This is a genomic window from Micrococcus sp. iso_239 (genome assembly GCF_056173395.1).
Genome location: NZ_CM149672.1, coordinates 471,418 through 491,509 on the forward strand (window position 1 = coordinate 471,418; position 20,092 = coordinate 491,509).

The window sequence follows — 20,092 nt, forward strand, 5'->3', positions numbered from 1 at the left end:
CCCACGACACCGAGGAGCTCACCATGACCACCGATCGACCGAACCCGGACCCGAACCCGGAGCAGCCCGCCGCGGGCGGCCCCGGCCCGTACCCGGGCCAGAACCCCGCATACGGCCAGCCCGCCGCGGGCTCCCGCTACGGCACGCAGCCCTACGCGGCCCCGGGCTACGGCGCCCAGCCGGGCAGCCCGTACGGCGTCGTCCCGGAGCCGGCCGCGTTCCCCGCCCTCCTGACGCTGACGCTCACGTCGCTCGCGCTGTACGTGCTGTCCGCCCTGCCGGGCCTGTTCGGCGGCGGGGAGAGCATCGAGAGCATGCGGGACTCCCTGCGCCAGAGCGGCCTCACCCCCGAGCAGGTGGAGGAGATCGCGCCCGTCGTGGGCGCCTCCGTGACGGTGGGAACGATCATCGTCCTGCTCATCGGTGTGGCCCTGTACGCCCTGGTGTACTTCAACCTCCGCGGGGCCAAGAACTGGGCCCGCATCCTCGGCATCGTCGTGGCGATCCTGGGCACCCTCAGTGCCGTCGGCGGCATCTTCTCCTTCGTGACCTTCCCCGGCATCGGCGGCGTCCTGGCCTCCGTGCTGAGCCTGGCGCTGGTGATCGTGAACATCCTGTGGCTGGTCAAGGCCTTCAACCCGCAGGTCGCGGCCTACACCCGTCAGGGCCGCCGCGCCTGATCCCGACGCCGTTCGCCGGCGGCGAGTCCGGGGTCGCCAGCCCTCGCCCCGGCGTCGGCCAGCGGAGACCATGACGACATGGCCTCCGATCATCGACCCCCGCATCCCGTGTCCCCCCACCCCGACGACCTGGACGGCGGCGGGCGGCCCGTGGTGGGCCCGGATGAGGCGCGGCGGCGCATCGCCGGGCACTCCGGCCCGGACGCCCGCCCGCTGATCCGCCCCGATGCCCGCACCCCCGGCGTGTTCCGGGCGCTGCTCGGACTGACGGTGGCGTCCGCGGTCCTCTACGCCGCGTCGATCCTGCGCAACCTCCTCCCGGGCGCGGCCCAGGACATCGCGGACTCGCTGCCCGAGGGCAGCGCGCAGTCGCCCGCGATGACCGCCGAGGCGATCGAGGGCGCCCTCACCGGCAGCGTCTGGTTCGCGACCCTGCTGGGTCTGTCGGTCTACGCGATCGTCCTCGTCGGCCTGACCCGGCACAGCAACACGGCGCGCATCATGGGTGCCCTGTTCGCCTCGATCGCCATCTTCGTGACGCTGCTGGGGGCCATCCGCCTGTTCGTCTTCCCCGCCGGGGACGTGGTGCTGCCCCTGGTCCTGGGCGGGCTGTTCGCGCTCGTGAACGCGGCCTGGCTCGTGTGCGCCTTCAACCCGGGCCTCGCAACGACCTTCCTGCGCCGCCGGGCATGATGGGGGCATGCACCCCCTCGACGACGATCCCCACGAGACCACGGACCCCGCCCCCGATCTCGCGTCGCTGCGTCCCCTGCGCCTGTTCCAGACCGTCACGGCCGTCACGGGCGCACTGAGCGCGGCCGGCGTGGGGGGCGTGCTCGCGCTGCAGTCGACGCCCGGCTACGCCCGCGCCGTGCTGGAGGCGCGCTCCTGGGGCGCGAGCGAGGTCACCGACGCCGACGTCGCCGCGTTCCTCACCCCGGCGGGGGCGTGGCCGGTGGCCGCCGCGGCGGTGGTCGTCCTGACCCTGGTGCTCCTGGCCGGCATCACCCGCCGCATCCGGGCCGTGCGCCCCGTGGGGAGCGTGCTCGTGGTGCTGGGGATGCTCACGGCGGCCTTCTGGATGGTCGACGGTGGACGGATGGTGCAGGACGGGGGAGGGGGGCCGGTCGTGCTGGGTGCCGTCGTCGGGATGCTCGTGTCCAGCGCGGTGTGGCTGCGTGTGGCGCACCGGCGGGAGACGCGCGACGCCTTCGACGTCTGAGCTCGGACCGCCTCCGCCTCCGGTCCCGCCCCCGTCCCCACGCCGAGGCCCGCAGACACGCCGCTACACCGGGCCGGTGACGGCGCGTCTGCGGGCCTCGGCGGGAGGGGCACCCCTCCACGACGACGGCGGCCCGCCTCCTCGAGCGAGGAGACGGGCCGCCGTCGTGGTGCGGGGGATCAGAACTGGCGGGCCAGGATGGCCCGCTTCACCTCGGAGATCGCCTTGGTCACCTGGATGCCGCGGGGGCACGCGTCGGTGCAGTTGAAGGTCGTGCGGCAACGCCACACGCCCTCCTTGTCGTTCAGGATCTCCAGGCGCATGTCGCCGGCCTCGTCACGCGAGTCGAAGATGAACCGGTGCGCGTTGACGATGGCGGCCGGGCCGAAGTACTGGCCGTCCGTCCAGAACACCGGGCAGGACGAGGTGCACGCGGCGCACAGGATGCACTTCGTGGTGTCGTCGTAGATCGCCCGGTCGGCCTGGGACTGGTAGCGCTCCTTGGTGGGCGCGTGGCCCTCGGCGACCAGGAACGGCATGATCTCGCGGTAGGACTGGAAGAACGGGTCCATGTCCACGATCAGGTCCTTCTCCACCGGCAGGCCCTTGATGGGCTCCACCAGGATGGGCTTGGACAGGTCGAGGTCCTTCAGGAGCGTCTTGCAGGCCAGGCGGTTGCGGCCGTTGATGCGCATGGCGTCGGAGCCGCACACGCCGTGGGCGCAGGAGCGGCGGAACGACAGGGTGCCGTCGTGGTCCCACTTGACCTTGTGCAGGGCGTCCAGCACGCGGTCGGTGCCGTACATGGTCAGGCGCCACTCGTCCCAGTAGGACTCCTCGGAGGACTCCGGGAGGTAGCGGCGGACCTTGAGCACGATGTCGAAGCTCTCGACCTCGCCTGCGCCGCCACCGGCGGACTGGGTCTGCGCCTGGGCCACGGGGGCCTCGGTCTCGGTTGCTGAGTGGCTCATCAGTACTTACGCTCCATCGGCTGGTAACGGGTCACGACGACGGGCTTGGTCTCGAAGCGGATGCCCTTGACGCCCTCCATCTCCGCGGTCTCGTCACGGTAGATCATGGTGTGCGCCATGAAGTTCTCGTCGTCGCGGTCGGGGTAGTCCTCGCGGTAGTGCCCGCCGCGGGACTCCTTGCGGCCCAGGGCCGCGAGGGTCATGGCCTCGGCGATGTCCAGGAGGTAGCCCAGCTCCATGCCCTCGAGCAGGTCGAGGTTGAAGCGGTGGCCCTTGTCCTGGACGGACACGTTCTCGTAGCGGCCGCGCAGCTCCTCGATCTTGGCCAGTGCGCGGCGGATCGAGTCCTCGTCGCGGAAGACCTGCATGTCCGCGTCCATGGACTCCTGGAGCTCGGCGCGGATGTCCGCGACGCGCTCGGACCCGGTGGCGGAGCGCAGGTTCTCGATGTGCTCCACGGTCGGCAGCTCGCCGCCCTCGGGCAGCTCCACCCAGTCCGCCTGCACGGCGTACTCGGCGGCGTAGATGCCGGCGCGGCGGCCGAACACGTTGATGTCCAGCAGCGAGTTGGTGCCCAGGCGGTTGGACCCGTGCACGGACACGCAGGCCACCTCGCCGGCGGCGTACAGGCCCGGCACGACGGTGTCGTTGTCCTGGAGGACCTCGGCCTGGATATTCGTGGGGATGCCGCCCATGAAGTAGTGGCAGGTGGGGAACACCGGCACCGGCTCCGTGTAGGGCTCGACACCCAGGTAGGTGCGGGCGAACTCGGTGATGTCCGGGAGCTTCTCGTCGATGTGCGAGGGCTCCAGGTGCGTCAGGTCGAGCAGCACGTAGTCCTTGTTGGGGCCGGCGCCGCGGCCCTGACGGACCTCCTCGGCCATGGACCGGGCCACGATGTCGCGCGGGGCGAGGTCCTTGATGGTGGGGGCGTAGCGCTCCATGAAGCGCTCGCCGTCCGCGTTGCGGAGGATGCCGCCCTCGCCGCGCGCGGCCTCGGAGAGCAGGATGCCCAGGCCGGCCAGGCCGGTCGGGTGGAACTGCACGAACTCCATGTCCTCCAGCGGCAGGCCCGCGCGGTAGGCGATGGCCATGCCGTCTCCGGTGAGCGTGTGGGCGTTCGAGGTGGTCTTGTACACCTTGCCGGCGCCGCCGGTGGCGAAGATGACCGACTTGGCCTGGAAGACGTGGATCTCGCCGGTGGCCAGCTCGTAGGAGACGACGCCGGCGGTGCGCTTCTGCTTGTAGGCGGTGCCGTCCTCGCGCACGGCGTCCTCCTCCACCAGCAGCAGGTCGAGCACGTAGAACTCGTTGAAGAACTCCACGTTGTGCTTGACGCAGTTCTGGTACAGCGTCTGGAGGATCATGTGGCCGGTGCGGTCCGCGGCGTAGCAGGCGCGGCGCACGGGCGCCTTGCCGTGGTCACGGGTGTGGCCGCCGAAGCGGCGCTGGTCGATCTTGCCCTCGGGGGTGCGGTTGAAGGGCAGGCCCATCTTCTCGAGGTCCAGCACCGCGTCGATGGCCTCCTTGGCCATGACCTCCGCGGCGTCCTGGTCCACGAGGTAGTCGCCGCCCTTGACGGTGTCGAACGTGTGCCACTCCCAGTTGTCCTCCTCGACGTTGGCGAGGGCCGCGCACATGCCGCCCTGGGCCGCGCCGGTGTGGGAACGCGTGGGGTAGATCTTGGTGAGGACGGCGGTGTGCGCGCGCTGACCGGCCTCGATGGCCGCGCGCATGCCCGCGCCGCCGGCGCCGACGATCACCACGTCGTACTTGTGCACCTGCATTCAGGTCTCTCTTTCTGGGTGTCTGTGACGCGGCGGCCGCTCGGGCCGGCCGCACCGCAGGGTGAGCGTTTCCGAGGTCAGCCGCAGAAGGCCGGGGAGCCCTCGAGCAGGGCGCCGGAGGCGTCCACCATGCAGGGATCGAAGGTGAAGATCACCAGGGTGCCGAGGATGATGATCACGGCCGTGGCGATGTACAGGATCATCGTCAGCCAGAAGCGGGCGCTGCCGCAACGGGTGTAGTCGTTGATGATCGTGCGCACGCCGTTGGCGCCGTGCAGCATGGCCAGCCACAGGAGGGCCAGGTCCCAGAACTGCCACAGCGGGTGCGCCCACTTGCCGGCCACGAAGCCGAAGTCGATGGCGTGGATGCCGTCGCCCACCAGCAGGTTGGTGGTCAGGTGCACGGCGATCAGCACGACGAGGAAGACGCCCGAGATGCGCATGAACAGCCAGGCGAGCATCTCGAAGTTGCCGCGGCCGCCGCCGTCGCGCGTGTACTTGGGGTCCAGACGGCGGCTGCGGGGCGCCGCGATGGTGGTCTCAGCGGTGGTGCTCATGGCTCAGTGACCTCCGAGTGCGAGGCTGAAGTGACGGATGGCGAAGCCCAGGGTCAGGACGACCCACAGCCCCAGCACGATCCACAGCAGGGTCTTGTGGTGCTGGGTGCCGCCCTTCCAGAAGTCGACCAGGATGATGCGCAGGCCGTTCAGGGCGTGGAAGATGATCGCCGCGACGAGGCCGGCCTCGCCGAGCGCGAAGTACCACGTCTTGTACGAGCCGATCACGGCGTTGTAGGCCTCGGGGGAGACCCGGACCAGGGCCGTGTCCAGCACGTGGACGAGCAGGTAGAAGAAGATGACGACGCCGGTGACGCGGTGGCCCACCCAGGACCACATGCCGCCGTGGCCCCGGTACAGGGTTCCGCGGCCGTTCTTGGCCGGGGCCTGCGCAGTGGCGCTAGACACGGTTGATACCTCCAGGGGGAATGCACGATCCCGGTCCTCCGCCGTGGGACGACGACGGGCAGGGGCGTGTGCGAGTGGATTCCTCCACCTAGGGTAGACCCTTCCCGCGCCTCCGTGCCCGATCGGGACCCGGGCGACCACTGTGACGCGTGCGGCGCCCCGCCGCCGTCCTGTTCGGTCTGGGCTGTGCCCCGCCTGGGACGCGTCGAGTGGTCCCCCGTCCGGACGGTTCCGTAGTCTGGCCCGGTGAGCACCGATCCGAACCTGACCGATGCCCCGCGCGAGGCCGCGCCGGGCACGGCCCTGTCCCGCTTCCACGCCGTGATCCCCGCCGGGGGCGTGGGCACCCGCCTGTGGCCCCTCTCGCGGGCCGCCGCGCCGAAGTTCCTCCACGACCTCACCGGCTCGGGCCAGACCCTGATCCGTGCCACGTGGGACCGTCTGGCGCCCCTGGCCGCGGGCATGCTCGTGGTGACCGGGGAGGCCCACCGGGAGGCGGTGTGCATGCAGCTGCCGGCCCTGGCGGAGACGGATCTGGTGCTCGAGCCCTCGCCCAAGGACTCCGCGGCCGCCATCGGCCTGGCCGCGACGATCCTCTCCCTGCGCGACCCGGACACGATCATGGGCTCGTTCGCGGCGGATCAGGTGATCTCCCCGGTGGAGGTCTTCCAGGACGCGGTGCGGCAGGCCGTCGAGACGGCGGCCACGGGCCGGATCGTGACCATCGGCATCGAGCCCACGCACGCGGCCACGGGCTTCGGCTACATCCGCCGGGGCCGCCGTCTCCGCGTGGCCGGCGCCCCGGACGCGCACGACGTCGCCGCGTTCGTGGAGAAGCCGGACCTGAAGGTCGCCCAGCAGTACGTGAAGTCCGGCCGCTACCTCTGGAACGCGGGCATGTTCGTGGCGCCCGTGGGCCTCATGCTGGCCCACCTCGAGGAGAACGAGCCCGCGCTGCACGCCGGCCTGATGGAGATCGCCCGCGCGTGGGAGACGCCGGAGCGGGACGAGGTCATGGCCCGGGTGTGGCCCGAGCTGACGAAGACCGCCATCGACTACGCCGTGGCCGAGCCCGCCGCCGCCGTCGGCGACGTGGCCGTGATCCCCGGCTCCTTCACGTGGGACGACGTGGGGGACTTCGCGGCGATCGCCCGCCTGAACCCGGTCAAGGACGCCTCCGGCATCACGGTGATCGGCGACACCCCGCGCGTGTACTCGGACGACGCGTCCGGCGTCGTGGTGACGGACACGAAGCGCGTCATCGCGCTGATCGGCATCGAGGACGTCGTCGTGGTGGACACCGAGGACGCGCTGCTGGTCACCACCACGGAGCACGCCCAGGAGGTCAAGAAGGCCGTCGAGGCGCTCAAGGCGGAGGGTGTGGACGAGGTCCTCTGACCGCGCCCTGGGCCGGGTCCGGCCCGCATCGACCGGCACCCCCGGAGTAGGGTGCTGGGCCATGACCACCTCCGACTCCGTGCTGACCGGGCCCCGTCCGACCTCCGTCCCCTCGGTGGGCCCCGTGGTGGCCGAGCTCGAGGACGAGATCGTGTCCTTCCGCCGGGACCTGCACCGGCATCCCGAGCTCTCCTATGAGGAGTACCGCACCACCGACCGCATCGTGGAGCTGCTCTCCGGCTACGGGCTCTCGCCCGTGCGGATGGAGTCCACGGGCGCCTACGTGGACGTCGGGGAGGGGCCGGTGGTGCTGGCCCTGCGCGCGGACATCGACGCGCTGCCGGTCGAGGAGGAGACCGGCCTGCCCTACGTGTCCGTCAATGACGGCGTCGCGCACGCGTGCGGCCACGACATGCACACCGCCGTGATGGCGGGTGTGGCCGTCGCCCTCGGCCGCATCCTCCGCGGGGCCACCGCCGACCCCGACCTGCGCGCGGTCGGCGAGCGGGTCCACGGCACGGTCCGCGTCATCTTCCAGCCCGCGGAGGAGCGGCTGCCCGGCGGCTCCCTGGCCGTGCTGCGGCAGGGGATCCTCGACGACGTTCCCCGCATCCTGGCGGCGCACTGCGACCCCCAGGTCGACGTCGGCTCGATCGGCACCCGCATCGGCGCCATCACCTCGGCGGCGGACACGATCCGGATCACCCTCACCGGACGCGGGGGGCACACCTCGCGGCCCCACCTCACCGAGGACATGGTCTTCGCCCTGTCCCAGATCGCCGTGAACGTGCCCGCCGTGCTCTCCCGGCGGATCGACGTGCGCTCGGCCGTCTCCGTGGTGTGGGGGCAGATCGCCGCCGGCAGCGCGCCCAACGCGATCGACAACACCGGCTACCTGGCCGGGACCATGCGCTGCCTCGACGCGGACGTGTGGGAGGAGGCCGGCGCGCTGCTCGACGAGGTGGTCCGACAGGTGGCCGCGCCGTACGGCGTGCACGTGCAGCTCGAGCACGTGCGCGGCGTCCCGCCGGTGCACAACACCGAGGGCGAGACGGCGCTGATCGAGACCGCGGCGCGGCGGGAGCTCGGCTCGCGGGCGATCGTCCTGACCCCGCAGTCGATGGGCGGCGAGGACTTCGCCTGGATGACCCAGAAGGTGCCCGGCTCCATGCTGCGCCTCGGCACCCGGTCCCCGGGTGGCCCCATCTACGATCTGCACCGCGGGGACTACGCGCCGGACGAGCGGGCCATCGGCGTGGGCATGCGGGTCTTCACCGCCGCCGCGCTGCAGGTGCTCACGGGCGAGGACCACCACTGACCCCACCGCCCGCCCCCGCCGGAGGGGACGGGCCCACCGTTCGGTAGACTCGCGCTCATCCGGACGGGGCCACCCGCACGGGCCCCGTCTTTCCGCGGCCACCGGCCGCGGGCCTCGCACCGTGCCTTCCGAAATGAGGACCCCATGGGCATCGCCACCCCGTCGGCCGCGCGCCGCCGTCGTCTCCTGCTCCCCGCCGCCGCGCTCGGCGTCTCCGGCCTGCTGCTGACCGCGTGCGGCGCCCCGCCGGAGCAGTCCGAGGCCTCGGGCTCCGGCGCCGCCGAGAGCGAGGCCATCGCCACCGTGGACGGCGTCGGCTCGGACAACAAGGACTACAAGGCCTGCATCGTCTCGGACGAGGGCGGCTTCGACGACCGCTCCTTCAACCAGTCCTCCTACGAGGGCCTCAAGGCCGCCGAGAAGGCCTACGGCATCACCACCAGCGAGGCCGAGTCGAACGAGCCCAGCGAGTTCACCCCGAACGTGACCGCCATGGTCAACGCCGACTGCGACGCCGTCATCGGCGTGGGCTTCCTCCTCGGCGACGCCATGAAGCCGATCGCCGCGCAGCACTCGGACACCCACTTCTTCGGCGTGGACGTCACCGCGGAGGGCTTCTCCGACAACGTCCAGAAGCTCACCTACGACACGGCGCAGGCGGCGTTCCTGGCCGGCTACCTGGCGGCGGGCACCACCGAGACCGGCACCGTGGCCACCTATGGCGGCATGGAGATCCCCACCGTCACCATCTTCATGGACGGCTTCGCCCGCGGCGTGGAGCACTACAACGAGGTCAAGGACAAGGACGTCAAGGTCCTGGGCTGGGACAAGGACGCGAAGACCGGCTCCTTCACGGGCGACTTCAAGAACGTGGCCAACGGCAAGACGAACACCGCCAACTTCATCAACGAGGGCGCCGACATCGTGATGCCGGTGGCCGGCCCCGTGGGCCTGGGCACCCTGGACGCCGTCCGCGAGGCGAACCAGGGCGGCAAGGACGTCAAGGTCATCTGGCCGGACTCGGACGGCTACGAGTCCACCAAGGACGGCAACCTGATCCTCACCTCGGTGAAGAAGAACATGGGCCAGTCCGTCGCCGACGTGATCGCCGCGGACCTGAAGGACGAGTTCTCGGCCGAGCCCTACGTGGGCACGTTGGAGAACAAGGGCGTCGAGCTGGCCCCGTTCCACGACTTCGAGGACACGGTGCCGCAGGAGCTCAAGGACGAGCTCAAGGATCTCGAGGCCAAGATCGTCTCGGGCGAGCTGAAGGTCGGCTCGGAGTACTCCCCGGAGGCCTGACCCGCCTCGCCACCGCCGCAGGGCCGGCCCGGACCCCTCCGGACCGGCCCCGCGGCGCGCGGGCGCCCGGCCCGCCCCCGCCGCCGAGCGCGGCACCACGAGCATCGACCAGACGGAAGGCCCTCGATGAGGCTCGAACTGCGCGGGATCACCAAGCGCTTCGGCTCGTTCGCCGCGAACGAGGACGTGAACCTGACCGTGGAGTCGGGGCGGGTGCACACCCTCCTCGGCGAGAACGGCGCCGGCAAGTCCACCCTGATGAACGTCCTCTTCGGGCTCTACGAGCCCACCGAGGGGGAGATCCTGCTCGACGGCGAGCCCGTCCGGTTCTCCGGCCCCGGCGAGGCCATGCGCGCGGGCATCGGCATGGTGCACCAGCACTTCATGCTCGTGCCCGTCTTCACGGTGGCCGAGAACGTGGCCCTCGGCGACGAGCACACCCGCGCCCTGGGCGTGCTCGACCTCGAGGCCACCCGCCGGCGGATCCGGGAGATCTCCGCGCAGTACGGCTTCGACGTGGACCCGGACGCCGTCGTCGAGGACCTGCCCGTGGGCGTGCAGCAGCGCGTCGAGATCATCAAGGCCCTCGTCCGCGACGCGCGCATCCTCATCCTGGACGAGCCGACCGCCGTGCTCACCCCCCAGGAGACCGACGAGCTGCTCGGCATCATCCGGCAGCTGCGGGCGGACGGCACGGCGATCGTGTTCATCTCCCACAAGCTGCGCGAGGTCAAGGCCGTCTCGGACGACATCACCGTGCTGCGCCGCGGCCGCGTGGTCGGCACGGCGGAGCCCTCCGCCGAGGCCGCCGAGCTGGCCGCCCTCATGGTGGGCCGGAACGTCGTCCTCGAGCGGCGCAAGACGGCCCCGACCCTGGGGGAGGAGACGTTCCGCGTCGAGGACCTCTCCGTCGTCTCGCCCACGGGCCAGGTGCTGCTGGACGCCGTGTCCTTCGCCGTCCGCCAGGGCGAGGTCCTCGCCGTGGCCGGTGTGCAGGGCAACGGGCAGACCGAGCTGACCGAGGCGATCATGGGCCTGGTCAAGGCCACCGGCTCCGTCACCCTGGACGGTCGGGAGCTGATCGGCCGGTCCACCCGCCAGATCATCCGCGCCGGCGTCGGCTTCGTGCCCGAGGACCGCTCCACGGACGGGCTCGTCGGCCCGTTCTCCGTGGCGGAGAACATGGTGCTCAACCGGTACGACGTCGCCCCGGCCGGCAACGCCGTGCAGATGCGCCCCGCCGCGGTGCGGGCGCTCGCCGAGCGCCGCGTGGCCGAGTTCGACGTCCGCACCCAGGGCGTGGACCTGCCGGTCTCCTCCCTCTCGGGAGGCAACCAGCAGAAGGTCGTCATGGCCCGCGAACTCGTGGACGGGCTGCGCCTGTTCATCGCCTCGCAGCCCACGCGCGGCGTGGACGTCGGCTCGATCGAGTTCCTGCACGACCGGATCATCGCCGAGCGCGACGCCGGCACCCCCGTGCTGATCGTCTCCACCGAGCTGGACGAGGTCCTCGAGCTGGCGGACCGGATCGCCGTGATGTACCACGGGCGGATCGTCGGCATCGTGCCGGGGGACACCTCGCGCGAGACGCTCGGCCTCATGATGGCCGGCCAGACCCCCGACGACGCGGCCCTCGCCTCCGGCGCAGACGTCGCCGCGGGCACGCCCGGCACCGCCGGTGAGGCGCCCGCCGCCCACCCCACCACGGAAGGAGAGCGCCCGTGAGCACCGCCGCCCCGCAGCGCCCGGCCCCCGCGTCCGACGCGGCCGCCCGGCCCGCCCCCGCCGACTCCGCCCTGCGCCGGATCCTCTCGGGCAACGGCACGGTCACCGCCCTGGCGATCCTGCTGTCCCTGCTGATCTCCGGCCTGCTGATCATCGCCGTGGACGAGGACGTCCGCGACGCCGCCGGCTACTTCTTCGCCCGCCCGGGCGACCTGCTCTCCGCCGCCTGGGCCGCGTTCGCCGGAGCCTTCGCGGCCCTGTTCCGCGGCGCCGTCTTCAACTACCGGGCCTCGGACGCGACGGGCATGCTCTACCCGCTCACCGAGACCCTCACCGTGGCGACCCCGCTGATCATCATCTCGCTGGGCATCGCCATCGCCTTCCGGGCGGGCCTGTTCAACATCGGCGGCCAGGGTCAGTTCATCTTCGGCGCCATGTTCGCCGCGTGGTTCGGCGTGCACCTGCACCTGCCGGCCGGCGTGCACCTGCTGCTCGTCGTCGTGATGGGCGTGCTCGGCGGCGTGCTGTGGGGCTCCGTCGTCGGCGTGCTCAAGGCCTGGACGGGCGCGCACGAGGTGATCCTCACGATCATGCTCAACTACGTGGCGGTGAACCTGCTCGCCTACCTGTTGAACACCCCCGTCCTGCGGGCGCCCGGCACCACGAACCCGGTGTCCGCGCCGCTGGACCGCTCCGCCATGTTCCCGCGGCTGCTGGGGACCGACTTCCGGCTGCACTGGGGCTTCTTCGTCGCGCTGCTGGCCGTGCTCTTCACGTGGTGGCTGATGCAGCGCTCCACCCTCGGCTTCCGCCTGCGGGCCGTGGGCGCCAACCCGGACGCCGCCCGCACGGCCGGCATCTCCGTCAAGGGCTCCTACCTGGCCGCCATGGCGATCTCCGGCGGCCTCGCCGGCCTGGCCGGCGCCACCCACGTGGCCGGCACGGAGAGCACGCTGAACACCTCCGTGGCCGGGTCCTTCGGCTTCGACGCGATCACGGTGGCGCTGCTCGGCCGGTCCCACCCGGTGGGCGTGCTGTTCGCGGGCCTGCTCTTCGGCGCCCTGCGCGCCGGCGGCGTGACCATGCAGACCGAGACCGGGGTGCCGGTCGACATCGTCCTCGTGGTGCAGTCCGTGATCGTGCTGCTCATCGCGGCCCCGCCGCTGGTGCGCGCCATCTTCCGGCTGCCCGCCCCGGGCGCCGCGCGCGCCCGCCGCGCGGCCGACCCCGTGACCCAGCCCGCCGTGGCCGGCGCCGCGCTGACCGGCGCCGGCGGCCACGCCGCCGCCCCGTCCACGGGCGTCCAGGAGGCCGCGGCCGCCGCCGTCGCGGACCCGCAGGCTCCGACCACTGCACCCACGGACACGGCCCCGACCCACCGCCCGCACGAGCAGAAGGGGGACGCCCGATGAGCGCGACCGCCGCCCGGCCCCACGCCGACGTCGTCCGCCCCGAGGCCGCCGAGCCCGCCCGGGTCGTGGTCCGGCACTGGACCACCCCGATCGCCCTGACGATCCTGACCCTGCTGGCCCTGGCCGTCTTCGCCCTCGGCGCCCCCGAGGCGGCGGCGACCTTCCGACTCTCGAACGCGTCCGACGCCGTCGTGCTCCCGGACCTGACCGCCGACCCCGTGCTGGGGGGCTGGCTGCTCGTCGGGCTCATGGCGCTGCTGACCGCGGTGGCCTGGCTGGCGACCCTGCGCTCGGGGCGCACCCCCGGCTGGGCCGCGGCCCTGTTCGCCGTCGCCTTCGTGGCCGCGTTCCTCATCTGGGTGATCGGCTCGGCGGACAACACCACCGTGTTCCTCACCGGCCTGATCGCCGGCTCGTTCGCGCTGGCCGTCCCGCTGATCTTCGGCTCGATGGCCGGCATCCTGGCCGAGCGCTCGGGCGTGGTGAACATCGCGATCGAGGGTCAGCTGCTGGCGGGCGCGTTCACGGCCGCCGTCGTCGGCACCGCCACCGGCTCGCCCTGGGCGGGCCTGGCCGCCGCGATCGTGGCCGGCGTCCTCGTGTCCTGGCTGCTCGCCGTGTTCTCGATCAAGTACCTGGTCAACCAGGTGATCGTCGGCGTCGTGCTCAACGTGCTCGTGGCCGGCCTGACGAGCTTCCTGTACTCCACCGTCCTCACGGGCGGGGACACCGAGCTCAACGCGCCGCCGCACTTCCCGAACCTGCGGATCCCGGGCCTGGCGGACATCCCCGTGCTCGGGCCCATCCTGTTCGACCAGACGATCCTGGGCTACGCGATGTACCTGCTCGTGATCGCGCTGTGGTTCGCCCTGTTCCGCACCCGCTGGGGCCTGCGCGTGCGCGCCGTGGGCGAGCATCCCAAGGCCGCGGACACCGTGGGCATCGACGTGAACCGCACGCGGTACGCCGCCGTCCTGCTGGGCGGTGCGGTGGCCGGCATGGGTGGGGCGTTCTTCACGCTCGTCTCCGCGTCGTCCTTCACCAAGGAGATGACGGCGGGCCAGGGCTTCATCGCGCTCGCGGCCGTGATCTTCGGCCGCTGGAACCCGATCGGCGCGTTCTTCGCGGCGCTGCTGTTCGGCTTCGCCACCAACATGCAGTACGTCCTGGCGATCCTCGGCACCCCGGTGCCGAGCCAGTTCATGGCGATGCTCCCGTACCTCGTCACGGTGTTCGCCGTGGCCGGCCTCGTGGGTCGCTCGCGCGGCCCGGCCGCCTCGGGCGTGCCGTACGTGAAGGAGTAGCCGTGGCGGACGGGCAGCACACGACGACGGCGCCGCGCGTGGACTGGGACCGGCTGCGGGCCGCGGCCCTGGCCGCCACGGAGCACGCCTACGTGCCCTACTCGGGGTTCCGGGTGGGCGCCGCCGCGCTCACCGACGACGGCCGCCTCGTCTCGGGCTGCAACATCGAGAACGCGTCCTACGGGCTGACCCTGTGCGCCGAGTGCGCGCTGCTGGCCGACCTGCGCATGGGCGGGGGCGGCCGACTGGCCGCGTTCGTGTGCGTGGACGGCGAGGGCGTGCTCACCATGCCCTGCGGGCGGTGCCGCCAGCTGCTGTACGAGTTCCGCGCCCCCGGGCTCGTGCTGCTCACCCCGGCGGGGGAGCGGGGGATCGACGCGGTGCTGCCGGACGCCTTCGGCCCGGCCGACCTGGAGCGGGCGGACCGTCCCTGACCTGCGGCGCGCTCCCGGGCCCGCTCGCTAGAGTCGGAGGCTGACCGTCGCAGCCGTCCTCCGAGGAGAACCCCATGACCGCGCAGCCGCAGGCCGAGCCCTTCGACGCCGTCGAGGTGATCCGCACCAAGCGGGACCGGGGGACGCTGTCCCCCGAGCAGATCGACTGGGTGGTGGACGCGTACACCCGCGGCGTGGTGGCGGACGAGCAGATGTCCGCCCTGGCCATGGCGATCCTGCTCAACGGCATGGACCGCGCCGAGATCGCCCGCTGGACGGACGCGATGATCGCCTCGGGCGAGCGCATGGACTTCGGCGGGCTCACCACCCCGGACGGCCGCCCCCTGGCCACCGCGGACAAGCACTCCACCGGCGGCGTGGGGGACAAGATCACCCTGCCGCTGGCCCCGCTCGTGGCCTCCTTCGGGGTGGCGGTGCCGCAGCTGTCCGGCCGCGGCCTCGGGCACACCGGCGGCACCCTGGACAAGCTCGAGGCGATCCCCGGGTGGCGGGCCGACCTCAGCAACGAGGCGATGCTGCGCCAGCTCTCCGAGGTGGGCGCCGTGATCTGCGCCGCCGGCTCGGGCCTGGCCCCGGCGGACAAGCGCCTGTACGCCCTGCGCGACGTCACCGGCACGGTGGAGGCCATCCCGCTGATCGCCTCCTCGATCATGTCCAAGAAGATCGCCGAGGGCACCGGCGCCCTCGTGCTGGACGTCAAGTGCGGCTCGGGCGCCTTCATGAAGGACGAGGCGTCCGCCCGCGAGCTGGCCCGGACCATGGTGGACCTCGGCCGGGACGCCGGGGTGGACACCTCGGCGCTGCTCACGGACATGTCCGTGCCCCTGGGCCGGACGGCCGGCAACGCCCTCGAGGTCCGCGAGTCGGTGGAGGTGCTCGCCGGCGGCGGCCCGGCCGACGTCGTGGAGCTCACCGTGGCGCTCGCCGCCGCGATGCTCGCCGGCGCCGGGGTCACGGACGTGGACCCGGCCGAGCACCTGGCCAACGGCCGGGCGATGGACGTGTGGAACCGGATGATCGAGGCCCAGGGTGGCGACCCGCGCGCGGACCTCCCGACGGCGGCCCACACCGAGGACGTCGTCGCGGAGACGGACGGCGTCCTCACCGAGCTGGACGCGATGGCCGTGGGCCTGGCCGCGTGGCGCCTCGGCGCCGGGCGGGAGCGACAGGGCCAGGCCGTCCAGGCCGCGGCCGGCGTCGAGGTGCACGTGCGCCCCGGCGAGCGCGTGGCCCGGGGCCAGAAGGTGCTGACCCTGCACACGGACACGCCGGAGCGCTTCGAGCGGGCGAAGGCCGCGCTCGCCGGCGGCTGGGCGGTCGGCGAGCTCGACGACGACGCCGCCCGGGCCTTGCGCGAGCGCTCCGTGATCCTGGACCGGATCGGCTGACCGGATGCTCGCGTGGCTCGAGGGGGCGATCCTCCACGCCTCCGCGCAGTGGTGGGTTCTGCCGCTGACGCTGCTGCTGTGCCTGCTCGACGGCATCGTGCCGGTCTTCCCGTCGGAGTCGGTGCTGGTGGCCCTCGGCGCGATCGTCCGCGACGGGCATCCGTTCTCCCTGTGGGCGCTGTGGGGGGTCGGCTTCGCGGGCGCGTTCCTGGGGGACGTGGCCGCGTACGCGATCGGCCGTGCCGTGGGCGTGGAGCGGTTCCGGTGGATGCGGCTGCGGCGGGTGCGGGCCACGGTCGAGGTCGCCCGTCACCACCTGCACAGCCACGGCGCGCTGCTGCTGTTCACCGCTCGGTTCATCCCCGGCGGCCGCGTGGCCCTCAACTTCACCGCCGGCGCCACCCGCTATCCGCCGGTGCGGTTCGTGGCGCTGGACCTGGTCTCCACGGCCAGCTGGGCCGCGTACTCGATCATGATCGCGCGCCTGACCGCGGGCTGGCTGGAGAACCCGGTGCTGCAGATCGCCGTCTCCGTGACGGGTGCCGCGCTCGTGGGCCTGCTGCTGGACCGCCTGCTCAAGGCCCTGCTGCGCCGCCGGCTGGGCACCGGGGTGAAGGGCCTCACCCTGGCCGAGCAGGAGGCCCTGCGCTGAGCGCCCTGCCGTAGAGTGACGCCCGTGACGACGACGCAGCTTCCGGACACCGCATCCCCCTCCCCGCTCGAGGTCGACCTGGCCGTCCTGCCCAAGGTCTCCCTCCACGACCACCTCGACGGCGGCCTGCGCGTGGGCACCGTCCTCGACCTGGCCCGCGAGGCCGGCGTCGACGTCCCCGCGGACACCGTCGAGGGCCTGGCCGAGTGGATCGCCGAGCACGCCAACGGCGAGTCCCTCAAGAAGTACCTGCAGGTCTTCGCCCTGACCACCGCCGTGATGCAGACCCGCGAGCAGCTGCGCCGCGTGGCCCGCGAGTTCGTCGAGGACCTGGTCGCCGACGGCGTCGTCTACGGCGAGATCCGCTGGGCCCCCGAGCAGCACCTGGCCGGCGGGCTGAGCCTGGACGAGGCGGTCGAGGCCGTGCAGGCCGGCCTGGACGAGGCGGTCGAGGCCGCCGACGCCGCGGGCCACGTGATCCGCGTGGGCCAGCTGGTCACCGCGATGCGGCACGCCGACCGGGCCCAGGAGATCGCCGAGCTGGCCGTGCGCCACCGCGAGGCCGGCGTCGTGGGCTTCGACATCGCGGGCGCCGAGGCCGGGTTCCCGCCCTCCCGCTTCGCCGACACCTTCACGTGGCTGGCCGCCCACCACCTGCCCGTCACCGTGCACGCGGGCGAGGGCGACGGCTTGGACTCCGTCCGCTCGGCCCTCGTGGACGGCCGCGCCCTGCGTCTGGGCCACGGCGTGCGCCTGGCGGAGGACATCTCGGTGGAGTACGGCGGCGTGGACGAGGACGGCGAGCAGCTGGACGAGCTGACCGGCCTCGTGGACCTGGGCGAGACCGCCGCGTGGGTGCGGGACCGGCAGATCGCCCTGGAGGTCTGCCCGTCCTCGAACCTGCAGACCGGCGCGGTGGACGCCGCGGCGGGCATCGCGGGCCATCCCATCGACCTGCTCGTGCAGCTCGGCTTCCGCGTCACCGTGAACACGGACAACCGGCTCGTCTCGGACGTGTCCCTGACCGACGAGCTCTACCTGCTCGCCGAGACCTTCGGCTACTCGCTCTCCGAGCTGCTGGACCTGCAGCTCAACGCTGCCGAGGCCGCCTTCCTGTCCGTGGACGAGCGCGAGGACCTCGCCGAGATCCTCGTGGCCGGCTGGGGCGAGGTCATCTCCGGCGACGCCGTCGGCCCGGTCCTCGAAGAGCTGGACGACGCGGACGAGGACGACTGACCCGCCCGTGAGCGCGAGTGTGGACCGTCTGGTGGCGGTGGTCGAGGCCCTGCGCGACCACTGCCCCTGGACGGCCGCGCTCACCCACGCCGACCTCGCCGAGTACCTCGTGGAGGAGGCGTACGAGGCGGTGGCGGAGATCGAGTCCCGCGACGCCGCCGCATGGGCCGACGTGCCCGCGCGTCGGGCCGACGGCGCGTACCCCGCCCTGGCCGCCGAGCTCGGGGACGTCCTGTTCCAGGTGGTCCTGCACGCCGCCGTCTCCCGGGCGCCGGGCGCCCCGGCGGAGACGGCCGGGTTCCGCCTGGACGACGCCGCCGACGCCCTCACCGCCAAGATGATCCGGCGCAACCCGCTCGTGCTCACCCCCGAGGGCGGCCTGCGCCCGGCCGAGGAGCTCGCCGCCGTCACGCCCGAGGCCGTCGAGCTGGCCTGGGAGCGGGTCAAGGCGCAGGAGCGGGCCGCCGCGGGGCTCTCGTCCGCCGCCCCGGCCCACGGCGACGGCGGCACCGGCCCGGGCCTCGACGTCGGCGACATCCCGGCCCGGCTGCCGGCGCTGGCCGCCGCCGCGAAGGTGGTCGACCGCGCGGCCCGGCAGGAGCCGGACCCGCTCGCGGCGCACGTCCCGGTGCCGGCCGCGGAGGCGGGGGAGCGTCCGGTGGCGGTGTGGCCGGACGAGACCGCGCTCGGGGCGGAGCTGTTCGCGCTGGTGTTCCGGGCCCGGGCGGCGGGGCTGGACCCCGAACGGGCCCTGCGCACCACGGTGGCGCGAGTGCGTGCGGGGGACTGGTCGGCGCTGCGTCCGTCCGGCTGACGCGACGCCGCGCCGGCCCGGCCGCAGCCCCGACCGCGCCCCAGCGACATCGCAGCCGGGGGGAACGGCGGTCTTGTCGCCGGCGCGCGGCCGCCTGGAACCGGAGGTCCCCGCTAGGCTGAGGCCGTGTCCACGCCGCGGGCACGACTTCCGACTTCGATTGAAGGAGACCCGTCCATGGCCCTGATCGACGCCATCCACGCTCGCGAGATCCTCGACTCGCGCGGCAACCCCACCGTCGAGGTGGAGGTGCTGCTGACCGACGGCTCCCTGGGCCGCGCGGCCGTGCCCTCGGGCGCGTCCACCGGCGAGTTCGAGGCGGTCGAGCGCCGTGACGGGGACAAGAAGCGCTACGGCGGCAAGGGCGTGCTGGACGCCGTCGCCGCCGTCGAGGGCATCGCGGAGGAGCTCGAGGGCGAGTTCGCCGCGGACCAGCGCGCCGTGGACCGCGCGATGCGGGACCTGGACGGCACCCCCAACAAGGGCAATCTGGGCGCGAACGCGATCCTGGGCGTGTCCATGGCCGTCGCCGCGGCCGCCGCGCAGGCCTCCGACCTCATGCTCTACAAGTACCTGGGCGGCCCGAACGCCCACGTGCTGCCCGTGCCGATGATGAACATCCTCAACGGTGGCGCCCACGCGGACTCCAACGTGGACATCCAGGAGTTCATGATCGCCCCGATCGGCGCCCCGTCCTTCCGCGAGGCCCTGCGCTGGGGCACCGAGGTCTACCACGCCCTGAAGACCGTGCTGCAGGAGAAGGGCCTGTCCACCGGCCTGGGCGACGAGGGCGGGTTCGCCCCGTCCCTGGAGTCCAACCGGGCCGCCCTGGACCTCATCGCCGAGGCCGTGACGAAGGCCGGCTACCGCCTGGGCGAGGACATCGCGCTGGCGCTGGACGTCGCCTCCTCCGAGTTCTTCGACAAGGGCTCCTACACCTTCGAGGGCCAGCAGCGCTCCGCCGAGGAGATGGCCGCCTACTACACCGAGCTGGTGGACAACTACCCGATCGTCTCCATCGAGGACCCGCTCGACGAGGACGACTGGGAGGGCTGGCAGCACCTGACGGCGCAGCTGGGCGATCGCGTCCAGCTGGTGGGCGACGACCTGTTCGTCACCAACGTGGAGCGGCTGCAGCGCGGCATCGACGAGAAGGCCGGCAACGCCCTGCTCGTGAAGGTCAACCAGATCGGCTCCCTGACCGAGACCTTCGACGCGATCGCCCTGGCCCAGCGCCACATGTTCCACTGCATGATCTCGCACCGCTCGGGCGAGACCGAAGACACGTTCATCGCGGACCTCGCGGTGGCCACCAACGCCGGCCAGATCAAGACCGGCGCCCCGGCCCGCTCGGACCGCGTGGCCAAGTACAACCAGCTGCTGCGCATCGAGGAGGACCTGGACGACGCCGCCGTCTACGCGGGCCGCTCCGCCTTCCCGCGCTTCCGCGGCTGACCGTCCCC

19 protein-coding genes are annotated in these 20,092 nt (G+C 72.7%); 15 read left to right on the forward strand and 4 right to left on the reverse strand.

Annotation, left to right across the window (positions count from 1 at the left end):
* Window positions 1-23: 23 nt before the first annotated feature.
* The 3 genes from AC0VX2_RS02130 to AC0VX2_RS02140 all read left to right on the forward strand — a co-directional run bounded on the left by AC0VX2_RS02130 (window position 24) and on the right by AC0VX2_RS02140 (window position 1,902).
* On the forward strand, window positions 24-680 hold the full coding sequence (locus AC0VX2_RS02130; RefSeq protein ID WP_080981684.1) for an hnRNP-L/PTB family RNA-binding protein: 657 nt from the start codon (window positions 24-26) through the stop codon (window positions 678-680).
* 78 nt (window positions 681-758) lie between these two features.
* Window positions 759-1,373 carry a hypothetical protein gene (locus AC0VX2_RS02135; protein WP_169577783.1) on the forward strand — a complete coding sequence of 205 codons (615 nt, stop codon included), beginning with the start codon at window positions 759-761 and terminating at the stop codon, window positions 1,371-1,373.
* A gap of 7 nt (window positions 1,374-1,380) precedes the next feature.
* Window positions 1,381-1,902, forward strand: a complete 522-nt coding sequence (locus AC0VX2_RS02140; RefSeq protein WP_044659647.1) for a hypothetical protein — start codon at window positions 1,381-1,383, stop codon at window positions 1,900-1,902.
* A gap of 179 nt (window positions 1,903-2,081) precedes the next feature.
* Here AC0VX2_RS02140 and AC0VX2_RS02145 read toward each other — a convergent pair whose 3' ends face one another.
* The 4 genes from AC0VX2_RS02145 to sdhC all read right to left on the reverse strand — a co-directional run bounded on the left by AC0VX2_RS02145 (window position 2,082) and on the right by sdhC (window position 5,625).
* Entirely contained in the window at window positions 2,082-2,873 is a 792-nt protein-coding gene (locus AC0VX2_RS02145) for a succinate dehydrogenase iron-sulfur subunit (protein ID WP_010079347.1), read from the reverse strand.
* Window positions 2,873-4,660, reverse strand: coding sequence for a succinate dehydrogenase flavoprotein subunit (sdhA, locus tag AC0VX2_RS02150; RefSeq protein ID WP_002856580.1), 1,788 nt, complete (start codon window positions 4,658-4,660; stop codon window positions 2,873-2,875). Before sdhA ends, AC0VX2_RS02145 begins: the two co-directional genes overlap by 1 nt.
* A 77-nt stretch (window positions 4,661-4,737) precedes the next feature.
* On the reverse strand, window positions 4,738-5,217 hold the full coding sequence (locus AC0VX2_RS02155) for a succinate dehydrogenase hydrophobic membrane anchor subunit (protein ID WP_475432612.1): 480 nt from the start codon (window positions 5,215-5,217) through the stop codon (window positions 4,738-4,740).
* 3 nt (window positions 5,218-5,220) lie between these two features.
* A complete protein-coding gene (sdhC, locus tag AC0VX2_RS02160) occupies window positions 5,221-5,625 on the reverse strand; it encodes a succinate dehydrogenase, cytochrome b556 subunit (RefSeq protein ID WP_078025777.1) in 405 nt (134 codons plus the stop codon).
* 246 nt (window positions 5,626-5,871) lie between these two features.
* On the opposite strand from sdhC, the gene AC0VX2_RS02165 reads away from it, so the two are divergent.
* The 12 genes from AC0VX2_RS02165 (at window position 5,872) to eno (ending at window position 20,084) form a co-directional block, all read left to right on the forward strand.
* Window positions 5,872-7,023, forward strand: a complete 1,152-nt coding sequence (locus AC0VX2_RS02165; RefSeq protein ID WP_020626185.1) for a mannose-1-phosphate guanylyltransferase — start codon at window positions 5,872-5,874, stop codon at window positions 7,021-7,023.
* Window positions 7,024-7,084: 61 nt separating this feature from the next.
* Window positions 7,085-8,341, forward strand: a complete 1,257-nt coding sequence (locus AC0VX2_RS02170) for an amidohydrolase (protein ID WP_036314553.1) — start codon at window positions 7,085-7,087, stop codon at window positions 8,339-8,341.
* 144 nt (window positions 8,342-8,485) lie between these two features.
* Window positions 8,486-9,643 (forward strand): BMP family lipoprotein, encoded by a 1,158-nt coding sequence (locus AC0VX2_RS02175; RefSeq protein WP_036313327.1) that lies wholly within the window; start codon window positions 8,486-8,488, stop codon window positions 9,641-9,643.
* A gap of 126 nt (window positions 9,644-9,769) precedes the next feature.
* Window positions 9,770-11,368: an ABC transporter ATP-binding protein gene (locus AC0VX2_RS02180; protein WP_036313325.1), complete on the forward strand. Its 1,599-nt coding sequence runs from the start codon at window positions 9,770-9,772 to the stop codon at window positions 11,366-11,368.
* Entirely contained in the window at window positions 11,365-12,780 is a 1,416-nt protein-coding gene (locus tag AC0VX2_RS02185) for an ABC transporter permease (RefSeq protein WP_144820054.1), read from the forward strand. The genes AC0VX2_RS02180 and AC0VX2_RS02185 overlap by 4 nt, the downstream gene beginning before the upstream one ends.
* Window positions 12,777-14,084 (forward strand): ABC transporter permease, encoded by a 1,308-nt coding sequence (locus AC0VX2_RS02190; RefSeq protein ID WP_036317814.1) that lies wholly within the window; start codon window positions 12,777-12,779, stop codon window positions 14,082-14,084. The genes AC0VX2_RS02185 and AC0VX2_RS02190 overlap by 4 nt, the downstream gene beginning before the upstream one ends.
* A 2-nt stretch (window positions 14,085-14,086) precedes the next feature.
* A complete protein-coding gene (locus AC0VX2_RS02195) occupies window positions 14,087-14,518 on the forward strand; it encodes a cytidine deaminase (protein WP_010079337.1) in 432 nt (143 codons plus the stop codon).
* A 74-nt stretch (window positions 14,519-14,592) separates the two neighbouring features.
* Window positions 14,593-15,927 (forward strand): thymidine phosphorylase, encoded by a 1,335-nt coding sequence (locus AC0VX2_RS02200; RefSeq protein ID WP_036317816.1) that lies wholly within the window; start codon window positions 14,593-14,595, stop codon window positions 15,925-15,927.
* 4 nt (window positions 15,928-15,931) lie between these two features.
* Window positions 15,932-16,579 (forward strand): DedA family protein, encoded by a 648-nt coding sequence (locus AC0VX2_RS02205; protein WP_036317819.1) that lies wholly within the window; start codon window positions 15,932-15,934, stop codon window positions 16,577-16,579.
* Window positions 16,580-16,603: 24 nt separating this feature from the next.
* Window positions 16,604-17,815, forward strand: a complete 1,212-nt coding sequence (locus AC0VX2_RS02210; protein ID WP_475432613.1) for an adenosine deaminase — start codon at window positions 16,604-16,606, stop codon at window positions 17,813-17,815.
* Window positions 17,816-17,822: 7 nt separating this feature from the next.
* Window positions 17,823-18,629, forward strand: coding sequence for a MazG nucleotide pyrophosphohydrolase domain-containing protein (locus AC0VX2_RS02215; RefSeq protein WP_073115971.1), 807 nt, complete (start codon window positions 17,823-17,825; stop codon window positions 18,627-18,629).
* 177 nt (window positions 18,630-18,806) lie between these two features.
* Window positions 18,807-20,084, forward strand: a complete 1,278-nt coding sequence (eno, locus tag AC0VX2_RS02220; protein ID WP_101965733.1) for a phosphopyruvate hydratase — start codon at window positions 18,807-18,809, stop codon at window positions 20,082-20,084.
* The last annotated feature ends 8 nt before the right edge of the window (window positions 20,085-20,092 follow it).

What these genes read in the sequence shown, in the direction of transcription:
- AC0VX2_RS02135 (WP_169577783.1), top strand. Translation starts at nt 759, where the DNA reads ATGGCCTCCGATCATCGACCCCCGCATCCCGTGTCCCCCCACCCCGAC.
- AC0VX2_RS02190 (WP_036317814.1), top strand. Translation starts at nt 12,777, where the DNA reads ATGAGCGCGACCGCCGCCCGGCCCCACGCCGACGTCGTCCGCCCCGAG.
- AC0VX2_RS02175 (WP_036313327.1), top strand. Translation starts at nt 8,486, where the DNA reads ATGGGCATCGCCACCCCGTCGGCCGCGCGCCGCCGTCGTCTCCTGCTC.
- sdhA (WP_002856580.1), bottom strand. Translation starts at nt 4,660, where the DNA reads ATGCAGGTGCACAAGTACGACGTGGTGATCGTCGGCGCCGGCGGCGCG.
- AC0VX2_RS02180 (WP_036313325.1), top strand. Translation starts at nt 9,770, where the DNA reads ATGAGGCTCGAACTGCGCGGGATCACCAAGCGCTTCGGCTCGTTCGCC.
- AC0VX2_RS02205 (WP_036317819.1), top strand. Translation starts at nt 15,932, where the DNA reads ATGCTCGCGTGGCTCGAGGGGGCGATCCTCCACGCCTCCGCGCAGTGG.
- AC0VX2_RS02140 (WP_044659647.1), top strand. Translation starts at nt 1,381, where the DNA reads ATGCACCCCCTCGACGACGATCCCCACGAGACCACGGACCCCGCCCCC.
- AC0VX2_RS02155 (WP_475432612.1), bottom strand. Translation starts at nt 5,217, where the DNA reads ATGAGCACCACCGCTGAGACCACCATCGCGGCGCCCCGCAGCCGCCGT.
- eno (WP_101965733.1), top strand. Translation starts at nt 18,807, where the DNA reads ATGGCCCTGATCGACGCCATCCACGCTCGCGAGATCCTCGACTCGCGC.
- AC0VX2_RS02200 (WP_036317816.1), top strand. Translation starts at nt 14,593, where the DNA reads ATGACCGCGCAGCCGCAGGCCGAGCCCTTCGACGCCGTCGAGGTGATC.
- AC0VX2_RS02130 (WP_080981684.1), top strand. Translation starts at nt 24, where the DNA reads ATGACCACCGATCGACCGAACCCGGACCCGAACCCGGAGCAGCCCGCC.
- AC0VX2_RS02145 (WP_010079347.1), bottom strand. Translation starts at nt 2,873, where the DNA reads ATGAGCCACTCAGCAACCGAGACCGAGGCCCCCGTGGCCCAGGCGCAG.
- AC0VX2_RS02170 (WP_036314553.1), top strand. Translation starts at nt 7,085, where the DNA reads ATGACCACCTCCGACTCCGTGCTGACCGGGCCCCGTCCGACCTCCGTC.